Source organism: Microbulbifer agarilyticus, from assembly GCF_020171345.1.
In the GTDB taxonomy this organism is placed as follows: Bacteria; Pseudomonadota; Gammaproteobacteria; order Pseudomonadales; family Cellvibrionaceae; genus Microbulbifer; species Microbulbifer agarilyticus_D.
The window spans coordinates 618,893-638,283 of record NZ_JAIUZM010000002.1 but is presented as its reverse complement, the minus strand read 5'-3'; the positions used below and the strand labels follow the sequence as shown (position 1 = coordinate 638,283).

15 protein-coding genes are annotated in these 19,391 nt (G+C 57.1%); 9 read left to right on the top strand and 6 right to left on the bottom strand.

Annotated elements, in window-relative coordinates:
• The first annotated feature begins 86 nt into the window (after positions 1-86).
• Positions 87-440, top strand: coding sequence for a DUF962 domain-containing protein (locus LCM31_RS09835; RefSeq protein WP_224869612.1), 354 nt, complete (start codon positions 87-89; stop codon positions 438-440).
• A gap of 36 nt (positions 441-476) precedes the next feature.
• On the opposite strand, the gene LCM31_RS09830 is transcribed toward LCM31_RS09835, so the two are convergent.
• Positions 477-1,949, bottom strand: coding sequence for a TyrR/PhhR family helix-turn-helix DNA-binding protein (locus LCM31_RS09830; RefSeq protein WP_224869611.1), 1,473 nt, complete (start codon positions 1,947-1,949; stop codon positions 477-479).
• 166 nt (positions 1,950-2,115) lie between these two features.
• On the opposite strand from LCM31_RS09830, the gene phhA reads away from it, so the two are divergent.
• The 4 genes from phhA (at position 2,116) to LCM31_RS09810 (ending at position 6,729) form a co-directional block, all read left to right on the top strand.
• Complete coding sequence (phhA, locus tag LCM31_RS09825; protein WP_222246648.1) at positions 2,116-2,913, top strand: phenylalanine 4-monooxygenase; 798 nt, start codon at positions 2,116-2,118, stop codon at positions 2,911-2,913.
• 290 nt (positions 2,914-3,203) lie between these two features.
• Positions 3,204-3,674: an Lrp/AsnC family transcriptional regulator gene (locus LCM31_RS09820; protein ID WP_222228406.1), complete on the top strand. Its 471-nt coding sequence runs from the start codon at positions 3,204-3,206 to the stop codon at positions 3,672-3,674.
• 122 nt (positions 3,675-3,796) lie between these two features.
• The gene (locus tag LCM31_RS09815) at positions 3,797-5,434 is read left to right on the top strand and encodes an aminotransferase class V-fold PLP-dependent enzyme (protein WP_224869609.1); all 1,638 of its coding nucleotides are present in this window, start codon (positions 3,797-3,799) and stop codon (positions 5,432-5,434) included.
• A 125-nt stretch (positions 5,435-5,559) separates the two neighbouring features.
• Entirely contained in the window at positions 5,560-6,729 is a 1,170-nt protein-coding gene (locus tag LCM31_RS09810) for a cation:proton antiporter (RefSeq protein ID WP_224869607.1), read from the top strand.
• A gap of 21 nt (positions 6,730-6,750) precedes the next feature.
• On the opposite strand, the gene LCM31_RS09805 is transcribed toward LCM31_RS09810, so the two are convergent.
• The 3 genes from LCM31_RS09805 to LCM31_RS09795 all read right to left on the bottom strand — a co-directional run bounded on the left by LCM31_RS09805 (position 6,751) and on the right by LCM31_RS09795 (position 12,712).
• On the bottom strand, positions 6,751-9,906 hold the full coding sequence (locus LCM31_RS09805; protein ID WP_224869605.1) for an efflux RND transporter permease subunit: 3,156 nt from the start codon (positions 9,904-9,906) through the stop codon (positions 6,751-6,753).
• Complete coding sequence (locus LCM31_RS09800; protein WP_224869603.1) at positions 9,903-11,183, bottom strand: efflux RND transporter periplasmic adaptor subunit; 1,281 nt, start codon at positions 11,181-11,183, stop codon at positions 9,903-9,905. Before LCM31_RS09800 ends, LCM31_RS09805 begins: the two co-directional genes overlap by 4 nt.
• A gap of 65 nt (positions 11,184-11,248) precedes the next feature.
• On the bottom strand, positions 11,249-12,712 hold the full coding sequence (locus LCM31_RS09795; RefSeq protein WP_224869601.1) for an efflux transporter outer membrane subunit: 1,464 nt from the start codon (positions 12,710-12,712) through the stop codon (positions 11,249-11,251).
• 425 nt (positions 12,713-13,137) lie between these two features.
• Here LCM31_RS09795 and LCM31_RS09790 point away from each other — a divergent pair, with 425 nt between their 5' ends.
• From LCM31_RS09790 to LCM31_RS09775, 4 genes are all read left to right on the top strand, one after another.
• Positions 13,138-14,322, top strand: a complete 1,185-nt coding sequence (locus LCM31_RS09790; RefSeq protein WP_224869599.1) for an acyl-CoA dehydrogenase — start codon at positions 13,138-13,140, stop codon at positions 14,320-14,322.
• Positions 14,323-14,510: 188 nt separating this feature from the next.
• A complete protein-coding gene (locus tag LCM31_RS09785; protein ID WP_224869597.1) occupies positions 14,511-15,128 on the top strand; it encodes a trimeric intracellular cation channel family protein in 618 nt (205 codons plus the stop codon).
• 39 nt (positions 15,129-15,167) lie between these two features.
• Complete coding sequence (locus LCM31_RS09780; protein WP_224869595.1) at positions 15,168-16,886, top strand: alpha/beta hydrolase; 1,719 nt, start codon at positions 15,168-15,170, stop codon at positions 16,884-16,886.
• Between the two features lie 121 nt (positions 16,887-17,007).
• A complete protein-coding gene (locus tag LCM31_RS09775) occupies positions 17,008-17,868 on the top strand; it encodes a sulfurtransferase (protein WP_224869593.1) in 861 nt (286 codons plus the stop codon).
• 24 nt (positions 17,869-17,892) lie between these two features.
• On the opposite strand, the gene msrA is transcribed toward LCM31_RS09775, so the two are convergent.
• Positions 17,893-18,522: a peptide-methionine (S)-S-oxide reductase MsrA gene (gene msrA, locus LCM31_RS09770; protein WP_224869591.1), complete on the bottom strand. Its 630-nt coding sequence runs from the start codon at positions 18,520-18,522 to the stop codon at positions 17,893-17,895.
• A 39-nt stretch (positions 18,523-18,561) separates the two neighbouring features.
• On the bottom strand, positions 18,562-19,179 hold the full coding sequence (locus tag LCM31_RS09765) for a class I SAM-dependent methyltransferase (protein ID WP_224869589.1): 618 nt from the start codon (positions 19,177-19,179) through the stop codon (positions 18,562-18,564).
• Positions 19,180-19,391 lie beyond the last annotated feature (212 nt).

Sequence of the window (19,391 nt, the reverse complement as noted above, 5' to 3'; positions counted from 1 at the left end):
GCTCCTGCTTGCCGCTAGAATCGGCGATGAACCCGTATCATCCCAACCAACACCCTATAAAAATAAACAACAAACAGGATAGCGAGATGACAGAGAACACTATGCAGACACCGCAAAATGAAGATAAGGCCAGCGAAACCCCGCGCTTTAACTCTTTCCGCGAGTTCTATCCGTTTTACCTGAACGAACACAGCAACCTAACCTGCCGCCGGCTGCACTTTGTGGGCACCGCGCTGGTTATTGGCCTGGTTATTACCGCGATCATCAGCCGCAACTGGGCGTTGCTGTGGGCGGTGCCAGTGGCGGGCTACGGCTTTGCCTGGGTTGGGCACTTCTTTTTTGAGCACAACCGCCCCGCCACCTTTAAAAACCCCTTTTATTCCCTGTGGGGTGACTTCGTCATGTTTAAGGACATCCTGATCGGCAAAATCGAACGCTGAGACTGGCGGGCCCGCGCCCAGTGCAATGACAATTTGTCAGTGCACTGTCAATTTGTGCTTGCGCAACTTATTGGCCACCGCCGTATGTGAAATCCCCAGCTGCCGCGCAAGCGCGCGGCTGGAACGCTGCTCGGCGGGCAAACTCTCGAGCAGCTCTTCAAGAATACTCCGTTCCACTTTTTCCAGCTGTTCCGCAAGCGTCAGCCCCCTGCCCCATTCACGCCACGGCAAATTCGTTTCGCTAACCATGTCCGGAAAGTCCTCGCGCGCCAAAACACGCCCCGCGCGTGCATGCATATGCGCCAGCGCCGATTCCATTTGCTGGGTAAGCCCAGTGAAGTTTGTCGGCCAGTCCGACAATTTTAACGCATCCACCGCCCCGTCAAATGCTGATCCCTCCGCATCACCGGGCACCGGCACACCCTCGCCGTGCGACACCTGAGACAGGATTAGCCGCACAAACCGCTCTAGAGACGGACGCATAGCACGCAGGGTGGGCAACTGGATATGCTGGGCAGCAAAGGTTTGCTGCAGTGCGGGCAGCAAGGCGGAGAATGCGGTGACAGTAACCATCAAGCGTGGCAGAAACCGGGTGCGCAACAGGCTTTCCGCCAATTGACGCTGGGCATCCTGCGGCGCGAGCTCCAGATCATCAATTAACACGACGGTATCTGTGGGGAGTTCTGCGAGCCGAGTCACTCCGTCTACATCCAGCGTCTCGCCATGGCAACGATAAACCTTACCGCCCTCCGCCAGCGGACTCAGATAGTAGGCTGCGTGTAGAAATGTGGTCTTGCCGCTGCCGCGTTCACCGCTAATCAGCAATGGGGCTTGCAGCGGCACCATCTGTTGCAAGCGCAAGCAACAGGCTCGGCGCGCGTCCAGGTCCCAGAGCACCTGCGGTGTGGGTGGCGTCTGTTCGAGGGGAGAATCCACATCGGGGGTAGCTGCGTGCAAGGTCAACACGGCACCGGCGAGCGACGCGGGCCCGGCCGAGCTGTCACCCAGGGTAATTGGCGACCAGTCGAGGGTAAACGGCTTGCCCCGCACCGACACCGGGAACCCGTAACGGGGCGCAGTCAGACCGCGCAGGAGTTCCTCCAATTGCAGCCTCGGCAGGAAACGCTGAAGCTGCATCCCCGGCACCTGCCCCTCATTGACCCCGAACGCGCGGGCGGCGGCGAGGTTTGCGGCAATGATGCGGCCGGCACTATCCACCGACAGCACCGGATAGGACACATGCCGCAGCAGGGTATCCAGCTCGAAGTGACGGCGCTCGGAGGGAATTAACGCGATGCGGCGCACCTTCTGTACCCCCGGCACCTGCTGGAGAGACTTCTCGATCGACTGAAACTGGGTCAGAAGCAGGCCCGGCGCCCACAGGTAAACCTTGTCTCCGCTATCGCCGCCAATCTCTCCGGTGCGCACATTGACCCGGAAATTGGCAAAGATCGCCATAATTTCCTGCAATATGCCCACACGGTCGCTACAGGTAATCTCTACTCTCATGCACCAACTGTAAACTTATGTTTACAAAAAGTGTAGCCGACCGGGCCCATGGGCCCGCTTTTTGGCTCTATCTGCCCTGCCACTCCCTCGCGCTCGTGTCTAAGAATAGAAGGACGATAACAACAGAACTGGCGGCAAACTGTGACCGCCAACCGCGGAGATAGTCATGAGCAGCAAAAAGCCCAGCAAGTATGTGGCCCGTGAACCCAATGCTGAGGGTTTCATTGAATACACCGAGCTTGAGCACCAAACGTGGCAGCGCCTGATCGAAAGACAGCTGCAGATTATCCCTGGCCGCGCCTGTGATGAGTACATGCATGGTCTCGACCTGCTGAACCTGCCTGTGGACCGCATTCCCCAGCTGGAGGAAGTCAATCGCGTATTGCGTCGTGAAACCGGTTGGGAAACTGCACGCGTGCCCGCCCTCATCGGCTTCGAGACCTTTTTCCGCCTGCTCTCCGAGCGCAAATTCCCGGTGGCGACCTTTATCCGCACCCCCGAAGAATTCGACTACCTGCAAGAGCCGGATATCTTCCATGAAATCTTCGGCCACTGCGCAATGCTCACCAACCCCGCGTTTGCCAACTTCACGCAGAAGTACGGTGAATTGGGCCTGAAAGCCAGCCCGAAAGAGCGCGGCTACCTGGCGCGCCTGTATTGGTTCACCGTCGAGTTTGGACTGCTGAATACCAAAGACGGCCTGCGTATTTACGGTGGCGGTATCCTGTCGTCCCCGAAAGAGACGCTCTACGCCCTGAGCGATGAGCCAGCGCGTGTGCCTTTCGAGGTGGTTGATACCCTGCGCACGCCCTACCGCATTGATATTGTGCAGCCCATTTACTATCTGCTGAACGATCTGCAAGACCTGCAACAGCTCACCGAAATTGATTTGATGGCGCGCGTACGTGAAGCCATGGCGGCGGGCCTGTTCGAGCCGATGTTCCCGCCCAAAGAAGCGGCTTAACAACGCGCAGCGTTCCAAAACAAAGTTCCAACAACCCCCCTGTTGTTTGGCCGGGCATTGCCCGGCTTTTTTGATCCTGAAAATCGGAGAGAAAATTCCACTACTAGTGCATCGATACGGAGATTATCGTTACTAACGAGATACGGGGTACAGCAAAGGATTCTTCCAAGAGCCGCCAACGTCGGATTTCTCAGTACCCTTAAAAAGTACCGGGGTAATTTGTTGCAAGGGAGCGAGTACCGGAGCAAGCAAAGGGAATACAAACCCGCTTTATGGAGCTTTGTAGAACTATGTCTTCACTCGACGCAATTGATCGACAACTTCTTGCCATCTTGCAATCAGATGTTAGCCTCTCCATCGAAGAGCTGGCCGAGCGTGTGGGCCTGACCAAGACCCCGTGCTGGCGCCGGATACAGAAGCTGGAGAAAAGCGGCATCATTCGTCGCAAGGTCGCCCTGCTGGATGCCGAGGTACTCGGCCTGCCGGTATCAGTGTTTGCCCAAGTGAAAGCGAATCAGCACAGCGCTGAATGGGCGGACTCCTTTGCCCGCACCATGGCTGATCTACCGGAAGTGGTGGAATGCTATCGCCTTGCCGGCGACTACGATTACATCTTGCGTATCGTGGTCAGCGATGTTGCCGCATACGATCAGTTTTATAAAAAGCTGATCGCCCACGCCGGCATTGCAGACGTGGCCTCCACCTTCGCCATGGAGCAGATCAAGAGCACCACGGAACTGCCCATACCCACCGGCGAATGACGCCAGCTCAATGACTGAATTAATGACAGGCCCGCGGGTGATCCCCGCGGGCGCAGTACATTGAGGTCGCCATGAATCATTCTCGCCAAGCACCCAAAAAAGTACCAAAACAAGTACCACAAATGGGTTCGACCTCCGACACAGTCGAACATTTACTTAAGCGCATTCGCGATAACGTCATCGGCGAGCGCATGCCCATGCGTACGCCTTTCGGCGAACGGCCACTGGTTTACGCGGACTACACGGCCTCGGGCCGCGCACTGCAATTTGTCGAGGACACCATTCGCGACAAGGTACTGCCGTGGTACGCCAATACCCATACCGAAACCTCGGCAACTGGTCGCCAGACCATGGCATTTCGCGAACAGGCGCGCAGCGCGATTCGCACATCTGTAAATGCCAGTGACGAGCACGCAATTATCTTCTGCGGTGCCGGCGCTACCGCAGCGGTTAACCGCATCGTCGATTGCCTTGGCTTGCGAAAAGACCACTACGTGCGCATCGGTGGCACCAGTGGCACCATTTCCGACAGTGCGCGCCCGGTCGTATTTATTGGTCCCTATGAACACCACTCGAATGACTTACCCTGGCGTGAGTCTGTCGCAGAAGTGGTGACCATCCCACTCGATGCCATGGGTGGTGTCGACCTCGACGCACTCCAGTCAGCACTCGAACAATATGCCGAGCGCCCGCTCAAGATCGGCAGCTTTTCTGCAGCATCCAATGTTACCGGCATTCGCACCGATACCACTGCCGTTACGCGGCTTTTGCACCAGCACAACGCCCTCTCATTTTGGGACTACGCGGCGGCAGCACCGTACGTCGATATTGATGTACAGGGGCAAGATGGGCTCTCGTGCAAAGATGCGCTGTTTATCTCACCGCATAAATTTGTCGGCGGCCCCGGTACGCCGGGCATTCTGATCGTGCGCCGTACTCTATTGCCTGAAAACCAGCCGGCGGTTACCGGGGGTGGCACCGTGTCCTGGGTCAGTCCCGGCCGACACACCTACCTGCCCGCTGGAGAGCGACGCGAGGAAGCTGGCACCCCAGCCATCGTGGAATCTGTGCGTGCTGGCATGATCTTCGCACTAAAAGATCAGGTAGGCGCTGACACGATTGAAGCACGGGAAGCACACTGGCTTGAGCGCGCATTCTCTCGCTGGGCCGACAACCCCAACATAGAAATCCTCGGCGGTACCGACGCGGAGCGTGTGAGCATCGTATCCTTGCATCTACTGCAGGACGGCAAACCATTGCACTACGGATTCGTTGTCGCGCTACTTAACGACCTGTTTGGAATTCAGGTGCGCGGGGGCTGCTCCTGTGCAGGGCCATACGGACACCACTTATTGCACCTTACCGATGAGCAGAGCACCGCGATTGAAAAGCTGGTCAGTGAAGGCGAGAGCATCTTGAAGCCCGGCTGGGTCCGTCTGAACTTCAATTACTTCCTGGATGAAGAGACCGTGGATTACCTCATCGAAGCGATTGAACTGATCGCTGAGCACGGCCACCGAATGCTGTCCTTCTATCAGTATGATACGGCCGCCGGAGTATGGCGCTACCAGGGACAAGAGCCCAGTGCACCATTGGACCTTACCCTCGATATGAGCGGTGAAGCGCCAACCAAGGTGACCTTGCCCTTACAGGAATATCTCGCCAAAGCACGACAGATAATCGCAAATCCTCCCGGCGAAATCTGCGCACAACCAATCCTGTCGAAGGAAGGCGAAGTTCTACGCTGGTTCAAACTGTAGTGAGTGAAATTTGGTGCCGGGCCAGTGTCCGGCGCGCTTTCCAAAGCAAGGCCATTGAAAACCGGTCGTTACAACGCCGATAATACCGAATAGAGTCATATTCCAGTCTGCTACAAGGATGCGCAGTGCCTGAGACCTCCCTGTTCCAGTCATTTTTCCTCATATTCAGCGGCGCTGCGGTAGTCGCCTCGCTTGCCCTGTGGGGTCGGCAGCCATTGCTCGTTGCCTACATTGCCCTCGGCTGCCTGCTTGGCCCGTCGGTGTTCGGGGTCATCGACAATGTGGCGCTGATGGCGGAGATGTCGAGCATCGGCATTGTTTTCCTGCTCTTCCTGCTAGGCCTCGATATGCAGCCCAAGGCCCTCATGTCGGTACTGCGTAAAGCCACCTTCGTCGGCCTCATCAGCTGTGCCGTGTTCCTGGCGCTGGGTTACGGCATTGGCCGTGTCTTCGGCTTTACCAGCATCGAGTCGTGGGTGATCGGTATGGCGATGATGTTCTCCAGCACCATCATCGGTATCAAGCTGCTGCCGACCACCGTGCTGCACCACAAGCATCTGGGTGAAATGATGGTGGGCCTACTGCTGTTTCAGGATTTTGTGGCGATCACCTGCCTCATGATCCTGCTCAGTGGCAGCACCGGTTCGGTGGATTTCACTCGCCTGGGAATTTCCTTCGCGGCACTGCCACTACTGGTGGGCTTCGCCTGGGCCGCAGTGCGCTATGTATTGCAGCCGCTGCTGGCCAAATTCGACCGATTCCACGAATACGTGTTTTTGCTCGCGCTCGGCTGGTGCCTTGGGCTCGCGGAGCTGGCAGAGGTGGTCGGGCTGTCCCGAGAGATCGGTGCGTTTATTGCGGGGATCACGCTCGCAACCAGCCCGATCTCGCAGTACATCGCGCTCAGCCTGAAGCCCCTGCGGGACTTCTTCCTGATCCTGTTCTTCTTCAGCCTTGGCGCACAGTTCCATCTGGATATGGTGCCCGAGATCGCCGTCCCCGCACTGGTCGCCGCCTCTGCGGTACTGATCATCAAACCGGTGGTTTTCCGCTATCTACTGGGACAGCAGAGCGAACGCAAAATACTCGCCTGGGATATCGGCTTTCGCCTGGGGCAGATCAGTGAATTTTCGCTACTGATCGCCTTTCTCGCCGCGAGCCAACAGCTGATTGGCAGCAAGGCTTCGCACCTGATTCAGGCAACCGCGATCCTCACCTTCTTGGTGTCGTCTTATATCGTCGTGCTGAACTTTCCCAACCCCATCGCGATTAAAGATCACCTGCGGCGAGACTGAACCACATTCCGGCCGCAGGCGTTAATTTGCCGTTCGGCGCAACGCGTGGTTCTTCAGCATGCCAAACAGGGCTGGAATGTCCCGCGAAAACATCAGGTACAGACAGGGGACCAGCAGCAGGGAAATGGCCGTAGCCGCCAGAATGCCGTAGCCGAGGGAAATGGCCATGGGAATCATGAATTTGGCCTGCACCGACTTTTCAAAAATCATCGGCATCAAGCCACAGAAAGTGGTGACCGTAGTCAGCACAATCGGGCGAAAACGACGGGCGGCGGCGGCCTTGATGGCATCGGTAACGGCCACACCTTGCATCCGCAGGCGGTTGCCATACTCGATCATTACCAGCGTATCATTGATCACAACCCCCGCCAGCGCCACCATGCCGAGCAAACTCACCATGCTCAGTCCATACCCCATAATCAGGTGGCCCAGAATCGCACCAATAACACCGAACGGGATGGCTACCATCACCGTGAGTGGCTGGATGTAACTCTTAAGTGGAATCGCCAGCAGAAAATACAAAACCGCCAGCGTCAGGGTGAACGTCATCCCCAGCGAAGACAGCCCCTCCCGCTCGTGGGCCTGCCGGCCTTCATACGACAAACTTAGCCCCGGGTAACGCGCCAGCAACTGCGGTATTACCGTCTGATCAAGCGCATTTATCACCAGTGCCGCCTGGTCTGCCGGTTCCACTTCCGCAGTCACCGTCATTACCCGCCGGCCCTCGCGACGATTGATGGTGGCGTAGGCACGCCCCTGATCAATCACCACCAGGTCCGGCAATGGTAACCACAAGCCGTTGCTGGCGCGAATCAAGATATTATTTACATCGTCCAGGGTAACCCGCTCTTCTTCCGGCAGGCGCACCATGACTTTTACCTGATCGCGCCCGCGCTGCTGGCGCAACGCCTCGGCGCCGTACAGGGAGGCGCGTAACTGGCGGCCGATTTCTTCGGCGGTCAGACCAAGACTTTTTGCGGTATCGGTAAGAGTAAGATCGAGCTGGCGCTTGCCCTGGGAAACCCCGGGGTCGATATCGCCCACAGAGGGGAAACCGGCTAGGCCGGCGGCCAATTGCATCGCCGCCTCTTCCAGCAAATCGGTATCCGTGTGGCGCAATTCAATGGTCAGTGCGGGACCCGCACCGGGTCCACCGCGATCACTGGCAAAACTTGAGCTGAGCGCGCCGGGCACCGTGCCCACCTGCCGCCGCCAACGGCGCACGAAATCCCCCGTGGAAACGTCACGCTGATCACCGGGCGTCAGGTAGACATCAACCTGCACCGTATCGTTACGGATCAGGCCGCGCATACCGATAAACACACCTTCCCTGCCGGTCTCCTCAAGGATGACATCGGCAGCGCTCATAATCTGTGTCCGTGCGCGCTCCAACTGGGCTTCCGCAGTGCCGGGCGGAAACGTCACCTGTACCCGGCCAGTGTCGCGCTCAACTCTGGGCATCAGGGTAAACCCCATACGACCACTAGCCGCATAGCCACTCATCACAATTAATATGGAAATGGCGACCGATATGGTGAAGTAACGATGCCGCACACAGGTATCCAGCAGCGGCTTGAAGCGGTGCTCAACGAAGCGATCCAACCCTCGTGCCACCATTTTTTGACGGGCCGCCAAGCGTCGCGCCGAGCGACTTTTGTGGCCCCGCTGGGAGTGCGCCAAATGTGCAGGCAGAATAAACAGTGCTTCTACCCAGGATATGAGAAATACCGAACCCACCACAAACGGGATAACGCCAAAGATCTTGCCCATAAAACCGGGCAGCTGGGTCAAGGGAATAAATGCGACGATATTGGTAAGAATCGCAAAGGTCAGCGGTACCGCCACCTGGCGCGCCCCCGCCACGGCTGCATCGAAATTACTGTATCCGCGCTGGCGCCACTCGTAAATATTTTCGCCGGCGATAATCGCATCATCGACCACGATGCCCAACGCGATAATGAACGCAAACATACTGACCATATTGATCGATATGTCCATCCAGGGGAGGAACAGTAATGCCCCCAGAAAACTGATTGGGATACCCAAGGTCACCCAAAACGCGAGGCGCAACTCCAGGAAAATCCCCAAAACCACAAACACCAGCAGTAAGCCGATAAAGCCGTTTTTCAGCAATAGGGACAGGCGCTCTTTAAAGATTTCCGAGTCGTCATCGCGCACCGTAACAAAGATCCCCGGAGGCAGGCTTTGACGTACTTCATCGAGTACCGCATGGGTGGCCTTGCTCACGCTCATGGGCGTTTGGTCACCAACCCGAAATACATCAATACCGGCGGCAGGCTCGCCGTTAAACACCATATTGCGTGGCTCATCCACGAGCGCATCGCGGATGGTAGCGATATCCCGTAGACGCACAGTGCCGCCAGCGGGGCTCTGGGCCACAGCAATATCACCAAACTGACGGGCCCAGTCTTTGCGTTCAGTGACCCGCACTAGAATTTCTCCGGCCTCCGACTTTACCCCACCCGCGGGTACATCAACCGCGGCGTTGCGCACCAATTGAGAGATAAGCGGCAGTGACAGGTTGTAGCGCCGCAGGTCGTCGCGATGCACCTCGATGGCGACCTCGTAATCCCGCACCCCATAGGCTTCCAACTGCGTAATATCGGGGTGAGCTTCCAGTTTGTCATACACCTGCATGACGAATGCCCGCAAGGTGCGGTCATCCACGTTGCCGTGCACCACGATATCGAGCACATCCCGTTTGCGCTCCACAAGACTCACTTGCGGGCGCTCAATATCCGTTGGGAAGGTCGATATGCGGTCGATCGCCGCCTGTACATCCTGGAAAACTTTATTGGCATCGGCGCCTTCATCCAATTCCAGGGTCAAGCTTGCACTGCCCTCGCCGGCAGTACCACGCAACTCCTTGAGTCCGACGAGTCCGGTCACCGCCTGCTCCGCCGGCACCAGCACGCCCCGCTCTACCTCTTCCGGACTGGCCCCCGGATAGGAAATGTTCACCGTCACCAGGTCCAGACTGAACTCGGGAAACACTTCTTTTTTGATGGTGAGAGAAAAAATCAATCCGCCGATCAGAAAGACCAGCATCAACAGGTTTGCCGTCACATGATTGTGGGTCATCCATGCGATGGCCCCATGGCCGGTGTCAATCGGAGGGCGCTTGCCACGAAACAGAGGATCGTTGGGGTTACTCATCCGCGCTCACCGTCGGTGCCTTTCTCAACACTTTCTGGTGACCGCTCCGGAAGCTCCGGCGGTGCCGATCTGTCACGGGTACCCGGGCCTTTATTGCGGCGCCGGAGTTCGGGATTGATTGGTTGCCCTGACGACGCTGCGCCTTCCTTGGTACTAACAGGCATATTCTCGGTAACGGCGGTAAGGCGCGTTGTCACTAGTGCTTCAGCGCCCTGCAGCCCACTCTCCAGTACCGCATACTCGCCATCAAAATGGGAGACTACTACCGGCTGAATATGCAACTTTCCGTCTCGCACTACCCAAACCCGGTTGCCGTCCTGCAGTGCTGTCAGGGGAATGCGAACTTGCAGCCCAGTACTGCGCCCAGTGATTTCCACGCGTGCAAGATCATTTAGCAGTAGGCGCGGCTCACCAGGGTTTTCCATGCTCAGAGGATCTACTAATTCAATCAACACGCGCCCCAAGCGGCCCTGCTCTTCCAACACAGGAATAACGCGCACAAATTCGCCGGCACGCGACACACCTATAGGCCACTGGCTGCCATGAATCCGGACCTTGGCACTGGGGGTGTTTAACTGCGGCAATTGCCGGGCCGGCACTTCGACCTCAATCTGAAAGCGGTCCGCACCGGCGACGGTGTACATCACCGTGCCGGGTGCGACCCGATCACCGACATCCACGCTGCGAGCCACCAGTAACGCATTAAAGGGCGCGCTAATTTGGGTCAATCGCAGGTCGCGCTCCGCCAGTTTTACCTGTGCCTCTGCCGCGTCTACCCGCGCACGAGCGGCAGCCAATTGCGGTTCACGAAGTACCAGCGAAAGGTCCGCGTCAGGCAGTGAGCTTCCCAGTAGCTCGTATTCTTCCTCGGCGACCAGGCGCTGCCCCTGCTCCTGCTGGAGTTCAGCGCGGCGCTCCGCCAGGGCACTGCGCGCAGACTGCAAAGCAAGCTGATAGGGTTCCCGCTCAATCTGTAATAGCCGCTCACCTTTCTCAACGGTTGAACCGGGCCCGAGGTCGTAATTCAACCACTCTACTCGCCCGTCCACCTGCGGTTGCAACTCGACCTCCTCGCGCGCCGTAACCTTGCCCAGCGCCTGAATGGTCAAGGGAAATTCGCCTCGCTCCGCCTGCGCCACCTCCACCAATAGCGGCGGCGCCTTGCGCTCTCCCCGCTGCATGGTGGGTTTTTCTCGCAGCAGCCAACTGGAGACGGCAGACGCCAACACGATCAGCAAGATCGGGATGGCTATATTCCAGTTGATTTTGTTTAGCATTTCAGCTCCAGCTATTCGGCCGCCCAGGGCCAAATACTCATCCAATTTGTGTCAGCGTATTTCGCTCAGTCCACCTGGATGCTGTAAACATCCAGTTCCACAGGTAATGGCTCAGGGAGATCTTCAACGGGCAGCCCCCCCGACAAGGCCCGATAAAGAGTTACCCTGTTTTCCAGAAGCTCTCGCCGTGCCGTTAAGACTTCGCGCTGCAATAGCTGCTGGTTATTGGTTGACGAGAGAACGTTCAGAAAGTCGACAGAGCCCTGTCCATAAGCGCGGCGCTGACGCAGCGTAATCTGATCAGCCAGCTGTGTGCGGGTTTCCAAATAGGATAAACGTGTTCGAATCGCCTGCTCATTTATCAGCGCCTGCTCAACCTCGGAGAGCGCCTGCACTACCGTGTTTCGAAACAGAGCCCAGCGCTCCTGCTCCGCAGCAGCCTGCTCACGCTTGCGCGCAGACAGATTACCGCCATCAAAGATTACGCCTTCCAGCGCGAGGCTCAGGTTCAGCAGCCAGTCGTTGGCGATATCCGAAATAGAAGTACCTCCACCGGAAAAAAACATATCGAAAGACAGAGTCGGCAACCGCTCGGCCCAGGCTTGTGCGGACAGGTAGTGTCCCTGTAACACCTCTCGCTGCGCACGCTGAACATCCGGCCGGCGCAGCAACAGAGCAGTTGGGAAACCGGTATCGGGCAACGCCGGCAAAACAGGTAACTCGGCATCCACAAAGGCGGCTTGCGGCAACGCATCCGCGCTCATGCCCAACAAGGCGGCCAATTGGGTAAGCAGCAGATCAGCATTCGCCCGAGTCTGAACAAGATCCTGCAGCGACTGCTGGACCAGCTGCCGTTGCTGCAGCACGTCGGCTGCCGCAATAATCCCGTTACCGAAACGCAACTCCAGCGCGCGCAGCGTTTTCTCGTTCACCTCGAGCTGCGCGCTAAGTAGATGCTCCTGCCCGCGCTGCTCCTGTAACTGCAACCAGACACCCGCAACTTCGGCCGCGAGCGTGAGTGACGCGGTCTGCACATTCATTTCCTGCGCCAGGCGACCGGCCTCCGCCGCCCGTGCGCCACTGCGCACTCGCCCCCACAGGTCCAACTCGTAACTCGCCGCGAGATTGCCGGTCCAGGTATTCCCCTGGTTTTCGCCACCGGCGAAGTCGAAGCCATCACTCGAAGAGCGCTTCTGCTCCGTGTTTTCAAGACGCCCGGTCAAGCGAGGCCAGAAACCACTGCGCGCCTGCGCCGCCACCGCATCCGCCTGTGCAAGGCGCCAGTAGGTAGCCTGTAAATCTGGGTTTTCCGCCAGCGCATGCTCGACCAAGGCATCGAGCCTCGTATCGCCGAAGCTCTGCCACCAGCGTTGCGTCAAGGGTTCAGCACCACTGGCCACAAACCGGTCCGGCAGACCCAGCGATTCCTGCGGTAGCTGTGGCGGCAACGGGGGGGCACTACTGCATCCAGCGAGGCCGAGGGCTGCCGCAAACCCGCACACTCCAATTAATTTCGGCAGCTTGCCCATGAAGCCCTTTACCCTAACAGTTTGGTCTAATGAAGTTCGTTTTAATTATCAAAGCCAATAACGGGTGTACCAAGACGATTTACCTTTGTTTACCCAAAGCATGCATTTTGAGCTACTGACCAGACGGCCAAGAACCAGAATGGACGGGTGATTTCATGCCCCGAGGTCATTTTCCTGCAATCCGCTGAATTGGCAGGATACTCTCCCGAAGTACCCCACCAAAAAAGTGATCACAAACGTGAAATTGGCTCCGAGCTTCGCTATGATGGCGCAGCAATTGATCATGCGCCGCGATACCGTGACCGGCTATACGGCCCCGGCCTTCCGCTACGGCTATCGCCCATTGAATCTACGGTAATTTGCCTACCATAGACGTGTGCGCGATCGAGAATCCCTTGTTTACCGACCATGTACGGGTTCAACACATGAGTAAAAATCAGCCACTGGCACACTGGGACGACATCCTGCTACTGGATCGTCAACTGAGCGACGAAGAGCGCATGATCCGCGACACCGCACGCGAATACTGTCAGTCGAGACTGATGCCACGTGTGCTCGAAGCCAACCGCAACGAAATTTTCCATCGCGAAATTATGGAAGAAATGGGCGAGCTTGGCCTGCTGGGATCGACCATCGAAGGCTACGATTGCGCCGGTTTGAACTATGTCTCCTACGGTCTCGTTGCACGAGAAGTAGAACGAGTCGATTCCGGCTACCGTTCTGCCATGAGTGTGCAGTCCAGCCTGGTGATGCATCCTATTTATGCCTATGGCAGTGAAGCGCAAAAACAGAAGTACCTGCCGAAGCTCGCCTCCGGAGAGTGGGTGGGCTGCTTTGGTCTCACCGAGCCCGATGCCGGTTCCGATCCCGGTGGCATGAAGACCCGCGCCAAGAGCGTCGATGGCGGCTACCGCCTCACCGGCGCCAAGATGTGGATCACCAACAGCCCGATCGCCGACGTGTTTGTAGTTTGGGCCAAAGACGATGAAGGTGATATTCGCGGCTTCGTACTGGAAAAAGGTATGGAAGGCTTGAGCGCGCCGAAAATCGAGGGCAAGTTCTCGCTGCGTGCTTCCATCACCGGTGAAATCGTGATGGACAATGTGTTTGTACCAGAAGAAAACCGCTTCCCTGACATCAAAGGCCTGAGCGGACCTTTCGGCTGCCTGAACCGCGCACGTTACGGTATTTCCTGGGGTGCCATGGGTGCGGCGGAATACTGCTGGCACGCAGCGCGCCAGTATGGCCTTGATCGCAAGCAGTTCAACAAACCACTGGCACAAACCCAGCTGTTCCAGAAAAAACTCGCGGACATGCAGACCGAAATTGCTCTGGGCCTGCAGGGCTCCCTGCGTGTTGGACGCCTGATGGACGAGCAGAAAGATTTCGATCCAACAATGATCTCCCTGGTGAAACGCAATAACTGCGGCAAAGCCCTGGATATTGCGCGGGTCGCACGTGACATGCACGGCGGTAACGGTATTGCGGACGAATTCCACGTTATTCGCCACGCGATGAATCTGGAAGCGGTCAATACCTACGAAGGTACCCACGACGTGCACGCACTGATTCTCGGCCGTGCGCAGACCGGCCTGCAGGCATTTTTCTAAGAGCCTGTACTCCGCGCGCCCCTAGGGCCCATAATCTGGGCCACTGAGGGCGCGCGCTATTACCGCCCGGTAGCCAAATTCTGCCGGTACTGCCCTGCAACGCCAGTGTTTTGGCGCACACTTCCCGATCGACAGGTGCTTTTTAGCCCGCATTACCCTTTACTCTGCACCCACGTGGCACGGACCGGATGGAACAACTTCTTTACTGGTGTGACCTAATCGGTATCGTCATATTCGCCTTTACTGGAGTATTGGCCGCGGGTCACAAACAGATGGATCTCTTTGGTGCCGTAGTCCTAGCCTGTGTTACCGCCACCGGTGGCGGAACTATTCGCGATATCATTCTGAATATACCGGTTTTCTGGCTCCACAATAGCCACTACCTGGGTATTGCCGCGGCCACCGGTGTAGCCAGTTTTTACGTGATTCGCTATTTCAGTGTGCCCATGCGGCTGCTGATGATCGCCGACGCGGCGGGATTGGCGGTTTTCGTCGTGATTGGCACACAAAAGACGCTAGACCTCGGTTTTTCGCCAGGTATCGCCATTGTGATGGGCGTGATGACCGGCACTTTTGGCGGGCTTATTCGCGATATCCTGTGTGGCGATATTCCCCTGTTACTGAGGCGAGAAATTTATGCCACTGCGGCCTTGAGTGGTGCTGCCGCACTGGTGATACTGGACGACCTTGACATGCTGCCCGGTGAAATCGTGGTAGCCATCGCAATACTGGTCACTCTGTCAATCCGCTTGGCAGCATTGCGCTGGAACCTGTCTGCGCCAATCGCCCGCTTCGGGCCGGAGTGAGACACCAGCCGTCGTAATATTTGGATTCAGAACTGTCTTATGCCGTTACCCTCTTCCACCTTCCTGTGCCTGTTGCGACGGTCCTGCACTCGCCGTATCTGCCTCACCGCATTACTGACACTGCCGATCCTACTGACCGGCTGCACACGCGAAGATCCTACGGAGCCCCTCTCGCCCAGCCGACTGATTCCAAAGTCCTGCTGGTTTGATACCGAGGCAAGCTGGCCAACTACCCAATGCTTCATGATGGAAGTCCCCGAGGATCACGCCAAACCCGAGGGCCGCAAGATTCAGTTCCCGGTGGTGCGCTTTTTTGCGGAAATCAGCGACCCGGATAAAGAACCATTACTGCACCTGGGTGCCGGCGGTCCAGGAGCCAGCCTGGGACTGGAACCTCAGAATGCCAGCGACTGGCTGTGGGTGAATTACTCATCCATGACGGTAGAAGATGGTCGCGACCTAATTGTGATGGATCCGCGCGGCACCGGCATGGCGAGTCCAAAACTCTCCTGCGATGAATTTATTGAGGACGCAGACCTCGCGTTTACACGTCGCTTGAGTAGTGATGAAGAAGCGCGTGTATTCACCTATAGCATGGAGCGCTGCTACCGCCGCCTCAGTGAAATAGCCGACCTTTCTCAATACAACAGCGCGGTTGTTGCGCAGGATGTGGAAGCACTGCGTAAAGCGCTGGGCATTCCCAAACTGAATCTGTACGGCGTGTCCTACTCAACCCGCTATGCGTTGACAGTAGCCCGTGATTTTCCTGAGTCCGTACGTGCGATGGTGCTGAATAGTGCCGTCTTCCCGGAGATTATCTACACACAAAAATTGCCCGAAGATGTCACCGCCGCGTATCAGCGCGGAGTCGATTACTGCCGCAAAGACAAGGATTGCAACAAGCGCTACCCCGACCTCGAACAACGCCTGGAAGCACGAGTACAGGCATTGGATGAGTCTCCGCTTGTGGTGGAGACAGGTAATATCCGTGCAGGCCAGCAGTACCCATTCGTACTCAGCGGCCAGCGACTATTGCGCGTACTCTTCCAGGCCCTGTACAACGAGGGCTTCTACAAGGAACTTCCGGCAATTATCGAAGAACTGGAATCGGATCAGGCAGAATTACTCAAGCCTTCCATTGCCAGTTTTATGGGACTGGTACTCGACCCCAACTTTGGCGATGCCGCAGGCATCAGCCATTTTTGCTTTGAGGAAGCCCCCTTCGTTGACTTCGACGAGGCCAGTCAACTCGCTGCGAGAAGCGGTATCCTCGGCAGTTCTGTACGTGCGGACATCGATATGATGCAGATGCAGTGTCGAATTTGGGCCATGCCCGCCGCACCTATGCTGGAATCACAAGCCATTCAAACCCCCGTACCCACACTGGTCATGCACGGCGCCCTGGACCCGGTGCTATCGGTTGACGATGCCGATGTTGCGCGCAAGAAGTTGCCAAATCACCAGTGGGTGCTTTTCCCCGATCTGTCCCACGATGTCATTTCCGCAAGCGAATGTGCGGAACAAGCCGCGGCAGACTTCCTGGATCACCCGGAATCGTCAATCGCCGAAAGTGTACTCGGCTGTCGAAAAGAGGAACTCGCACGGCAAGCGCAGCTGGAGGCAAAAATTGCCGAATTGGAGTCTCAGCGCGCGCAAGAGGAAGGTGAGCAGACCCCGCTCCCCGACGAAGCGCCACGGGCAGAGGGCCAACGGCACACGCCAACCGTAAGTGGAAGTCGCTACACGGAAAACCCATAAGGGTTTTACCCCAGTGATTAGCGAACCTATTTGCGTTCCAAGACAGTCTCTTTCGACGCTGGACAAATCGGTTCCAGCAGCTTAATTTGAGGCGCTATAAAGACAATAAAAAGCAGTTGATATGAATTATCAGGGTGTGATTGAAGTCGCCGAGCTGGCTGAGCTGCAGAAACAGCAGAGCCTTGGGGATGGCCAGCTGGTCGTCCTGGATTGCCGTTATGATCTGGCGGATAAGGAAGCCGGGCAGCAGGCGTTTGAACAAGCACATATCCCCGGTGCGCAGTATGCATGCCTGCACCGGGACCTCTCCGCACCTACCGAGCGCTACGGCGGCCGCCACCCCCTCCCTACCGCACAGCAATTTTCCGAGTTTGCCCGCAGCCGGGGTATCAGCGAAAACACACAGGTCGTGCTGTACGACGCACAGCGCTTTGCCTTCGCCGCACGTGCCTGGTGGCTGCTGCGCCATTTTGGCCACATCAATGTTGCAATTTTGAACGGCGGTTTCGCAGCCTGGCAGGCCTCGGGTATGGCAATTGAGAGTGGCGAGCCGCAGGCGTCCGCAGCGGGCGACTTTACGGCGAAAACTCAACCTGGCGAGCTATTGAGCTATAGCGATATCTACCCCAATCTCGAAACGCCGCCATGGAAGCTGGTGGACGCCCGAGAGAACAAGCGATTTCTCGGTAACGAAGAGCCGATTGACCCGATTGCCGGGCATATTCCCGGTGCAATCAATAAGCCATGGCAGGAAGTAACCGACGAGGACGGCAAGATTTTGCCATTGAGTGCGCTGCAAGTGCACTGGCAGAGCATCCCGGCGGATGATGCCATCGTGTGCTATTGCGGATCAGGCGTTACCGCCTGTGTAAACCTGTTTTCGCTGTACCTGATCGGCCGCGAGGCCCGCTTGTATGCGGGCAGCTGGAGTGATTGGTGCGCGCACATTCTTCATCCGCGCAGCGCACCAGTCAAAGCGTAAAGCTGGCGCGACATAAAGCGGGAATCAGCGCAGAAGACAGGCGCCGGTTCCAGCCAAACCGCAATAGCCACCGGGATTTTTCGCCAGATACTGCTGGTGATCTTCTTCCGCATAGTAGAACGTCGGGGCCGACTGAATCTCGGTGGTGATCGCACCAAACCCCTTTTCCTCCAGTGCCTGCTGGAATTCGGCCTCAGAAGCTCGCGCCTGCTCGGCCTGATCGTCACCATAGGTGTAAATCACGGAGCGATATTGGGTTCCAAGATCGTTACCCTGGCGCATACCCTGGGTTGGATCATGCTCTTCCCAGAAGCGGCGTAACAGCTCCTCGTAACTGACTTTCGCAGGATCAAATACCACCAGCACCACTTCCGCGTGACCTGTGCCACCTGTACACACCTCGCGGTAATTCGGATTTGGCGTGACGCCACCGGCATAGCCTACCGCCGTCACCCAAACGCCCTCTATCTCCCAGAACAGACGCTCGGCACCCCAGAAGCACCCCATGCCAAACACCGCCTGCCCCATTCCTTCAGGAAATGGCGGCACCATCGCGTTGCCGGAAACAAAGTGCTTACCAGAAATCGGCATAGTCTCCGCGCGACCTGGCAGAGCCTCATCTGGGGTAGGAATACGGGATTTATCGAACTGCATGGTGAGTACCTAAATATCCATTCTCGCCGGCGGCTTGAACTACTCGCCTGCGAGCATAATACAGCCAGAGGCCTTCATTGGGTGCGAAGTCTGCCACTCGAAGTATTGTGCGTCGAGTTTTTCTACCGCGCTCTCGCCCAGGCGGCGAAATGGGGAGCGCCCCGGGTCTACCAACATCACCCGCCCGACACCCGCCCGCAATGCCCGCCGAGTCAGGTTGAATAACGGCGCCTCCAGCTGGTCCCAAAAGCAGATATCCGTGCCGATCACCGCGTCAAACTCGGTCAACGCAGCCTGCGTGACTTTTTCATAACGGCATTGCCAGGTTGTAATCTCCACGCCGTTCAGCGCCGCATGGTAATTCGCAAATGGAAATACGCTGGGGTCGGCATCCAGTGATGTCACTTTCGCAGCAAATGCTTTTGCGCAAAAAATGCCACCCAGTCCCCAGCCACACCCCAGATCCAGAACCCGCGCCCCTTTCTTCAGCGGGTGTTTCTTCAGGTAATCCATCGTGAGGCATGAACTCTTCCAGAACTTATTCCCGTGCAAGCTGGCATCCCCCGCCTCCCGACGCAGTTTGCGCATGTCGGGGTGTGCATTTTTTCGCACCAGCAAGCCAAACATGGAACGGCTTAGAGAATCACTTTCAGCCAATGGACTACTCCAGACGGAATTAGATTAATGATATGGGCGGGCGGAGAATTTCGCAGAAAGAATGTTGCCCCTGCCAAATATGTGCAGTGTACCCATTCCTCGTCACCAGTTCAGCCAGCTGGTCTATTTTTGCTGATGAGCTGCCATAGGGAGCGCTCTTAAATAGCCCTTGTCATTTGGCGGGGCACACGCATCACATTCTGTATCAAGAG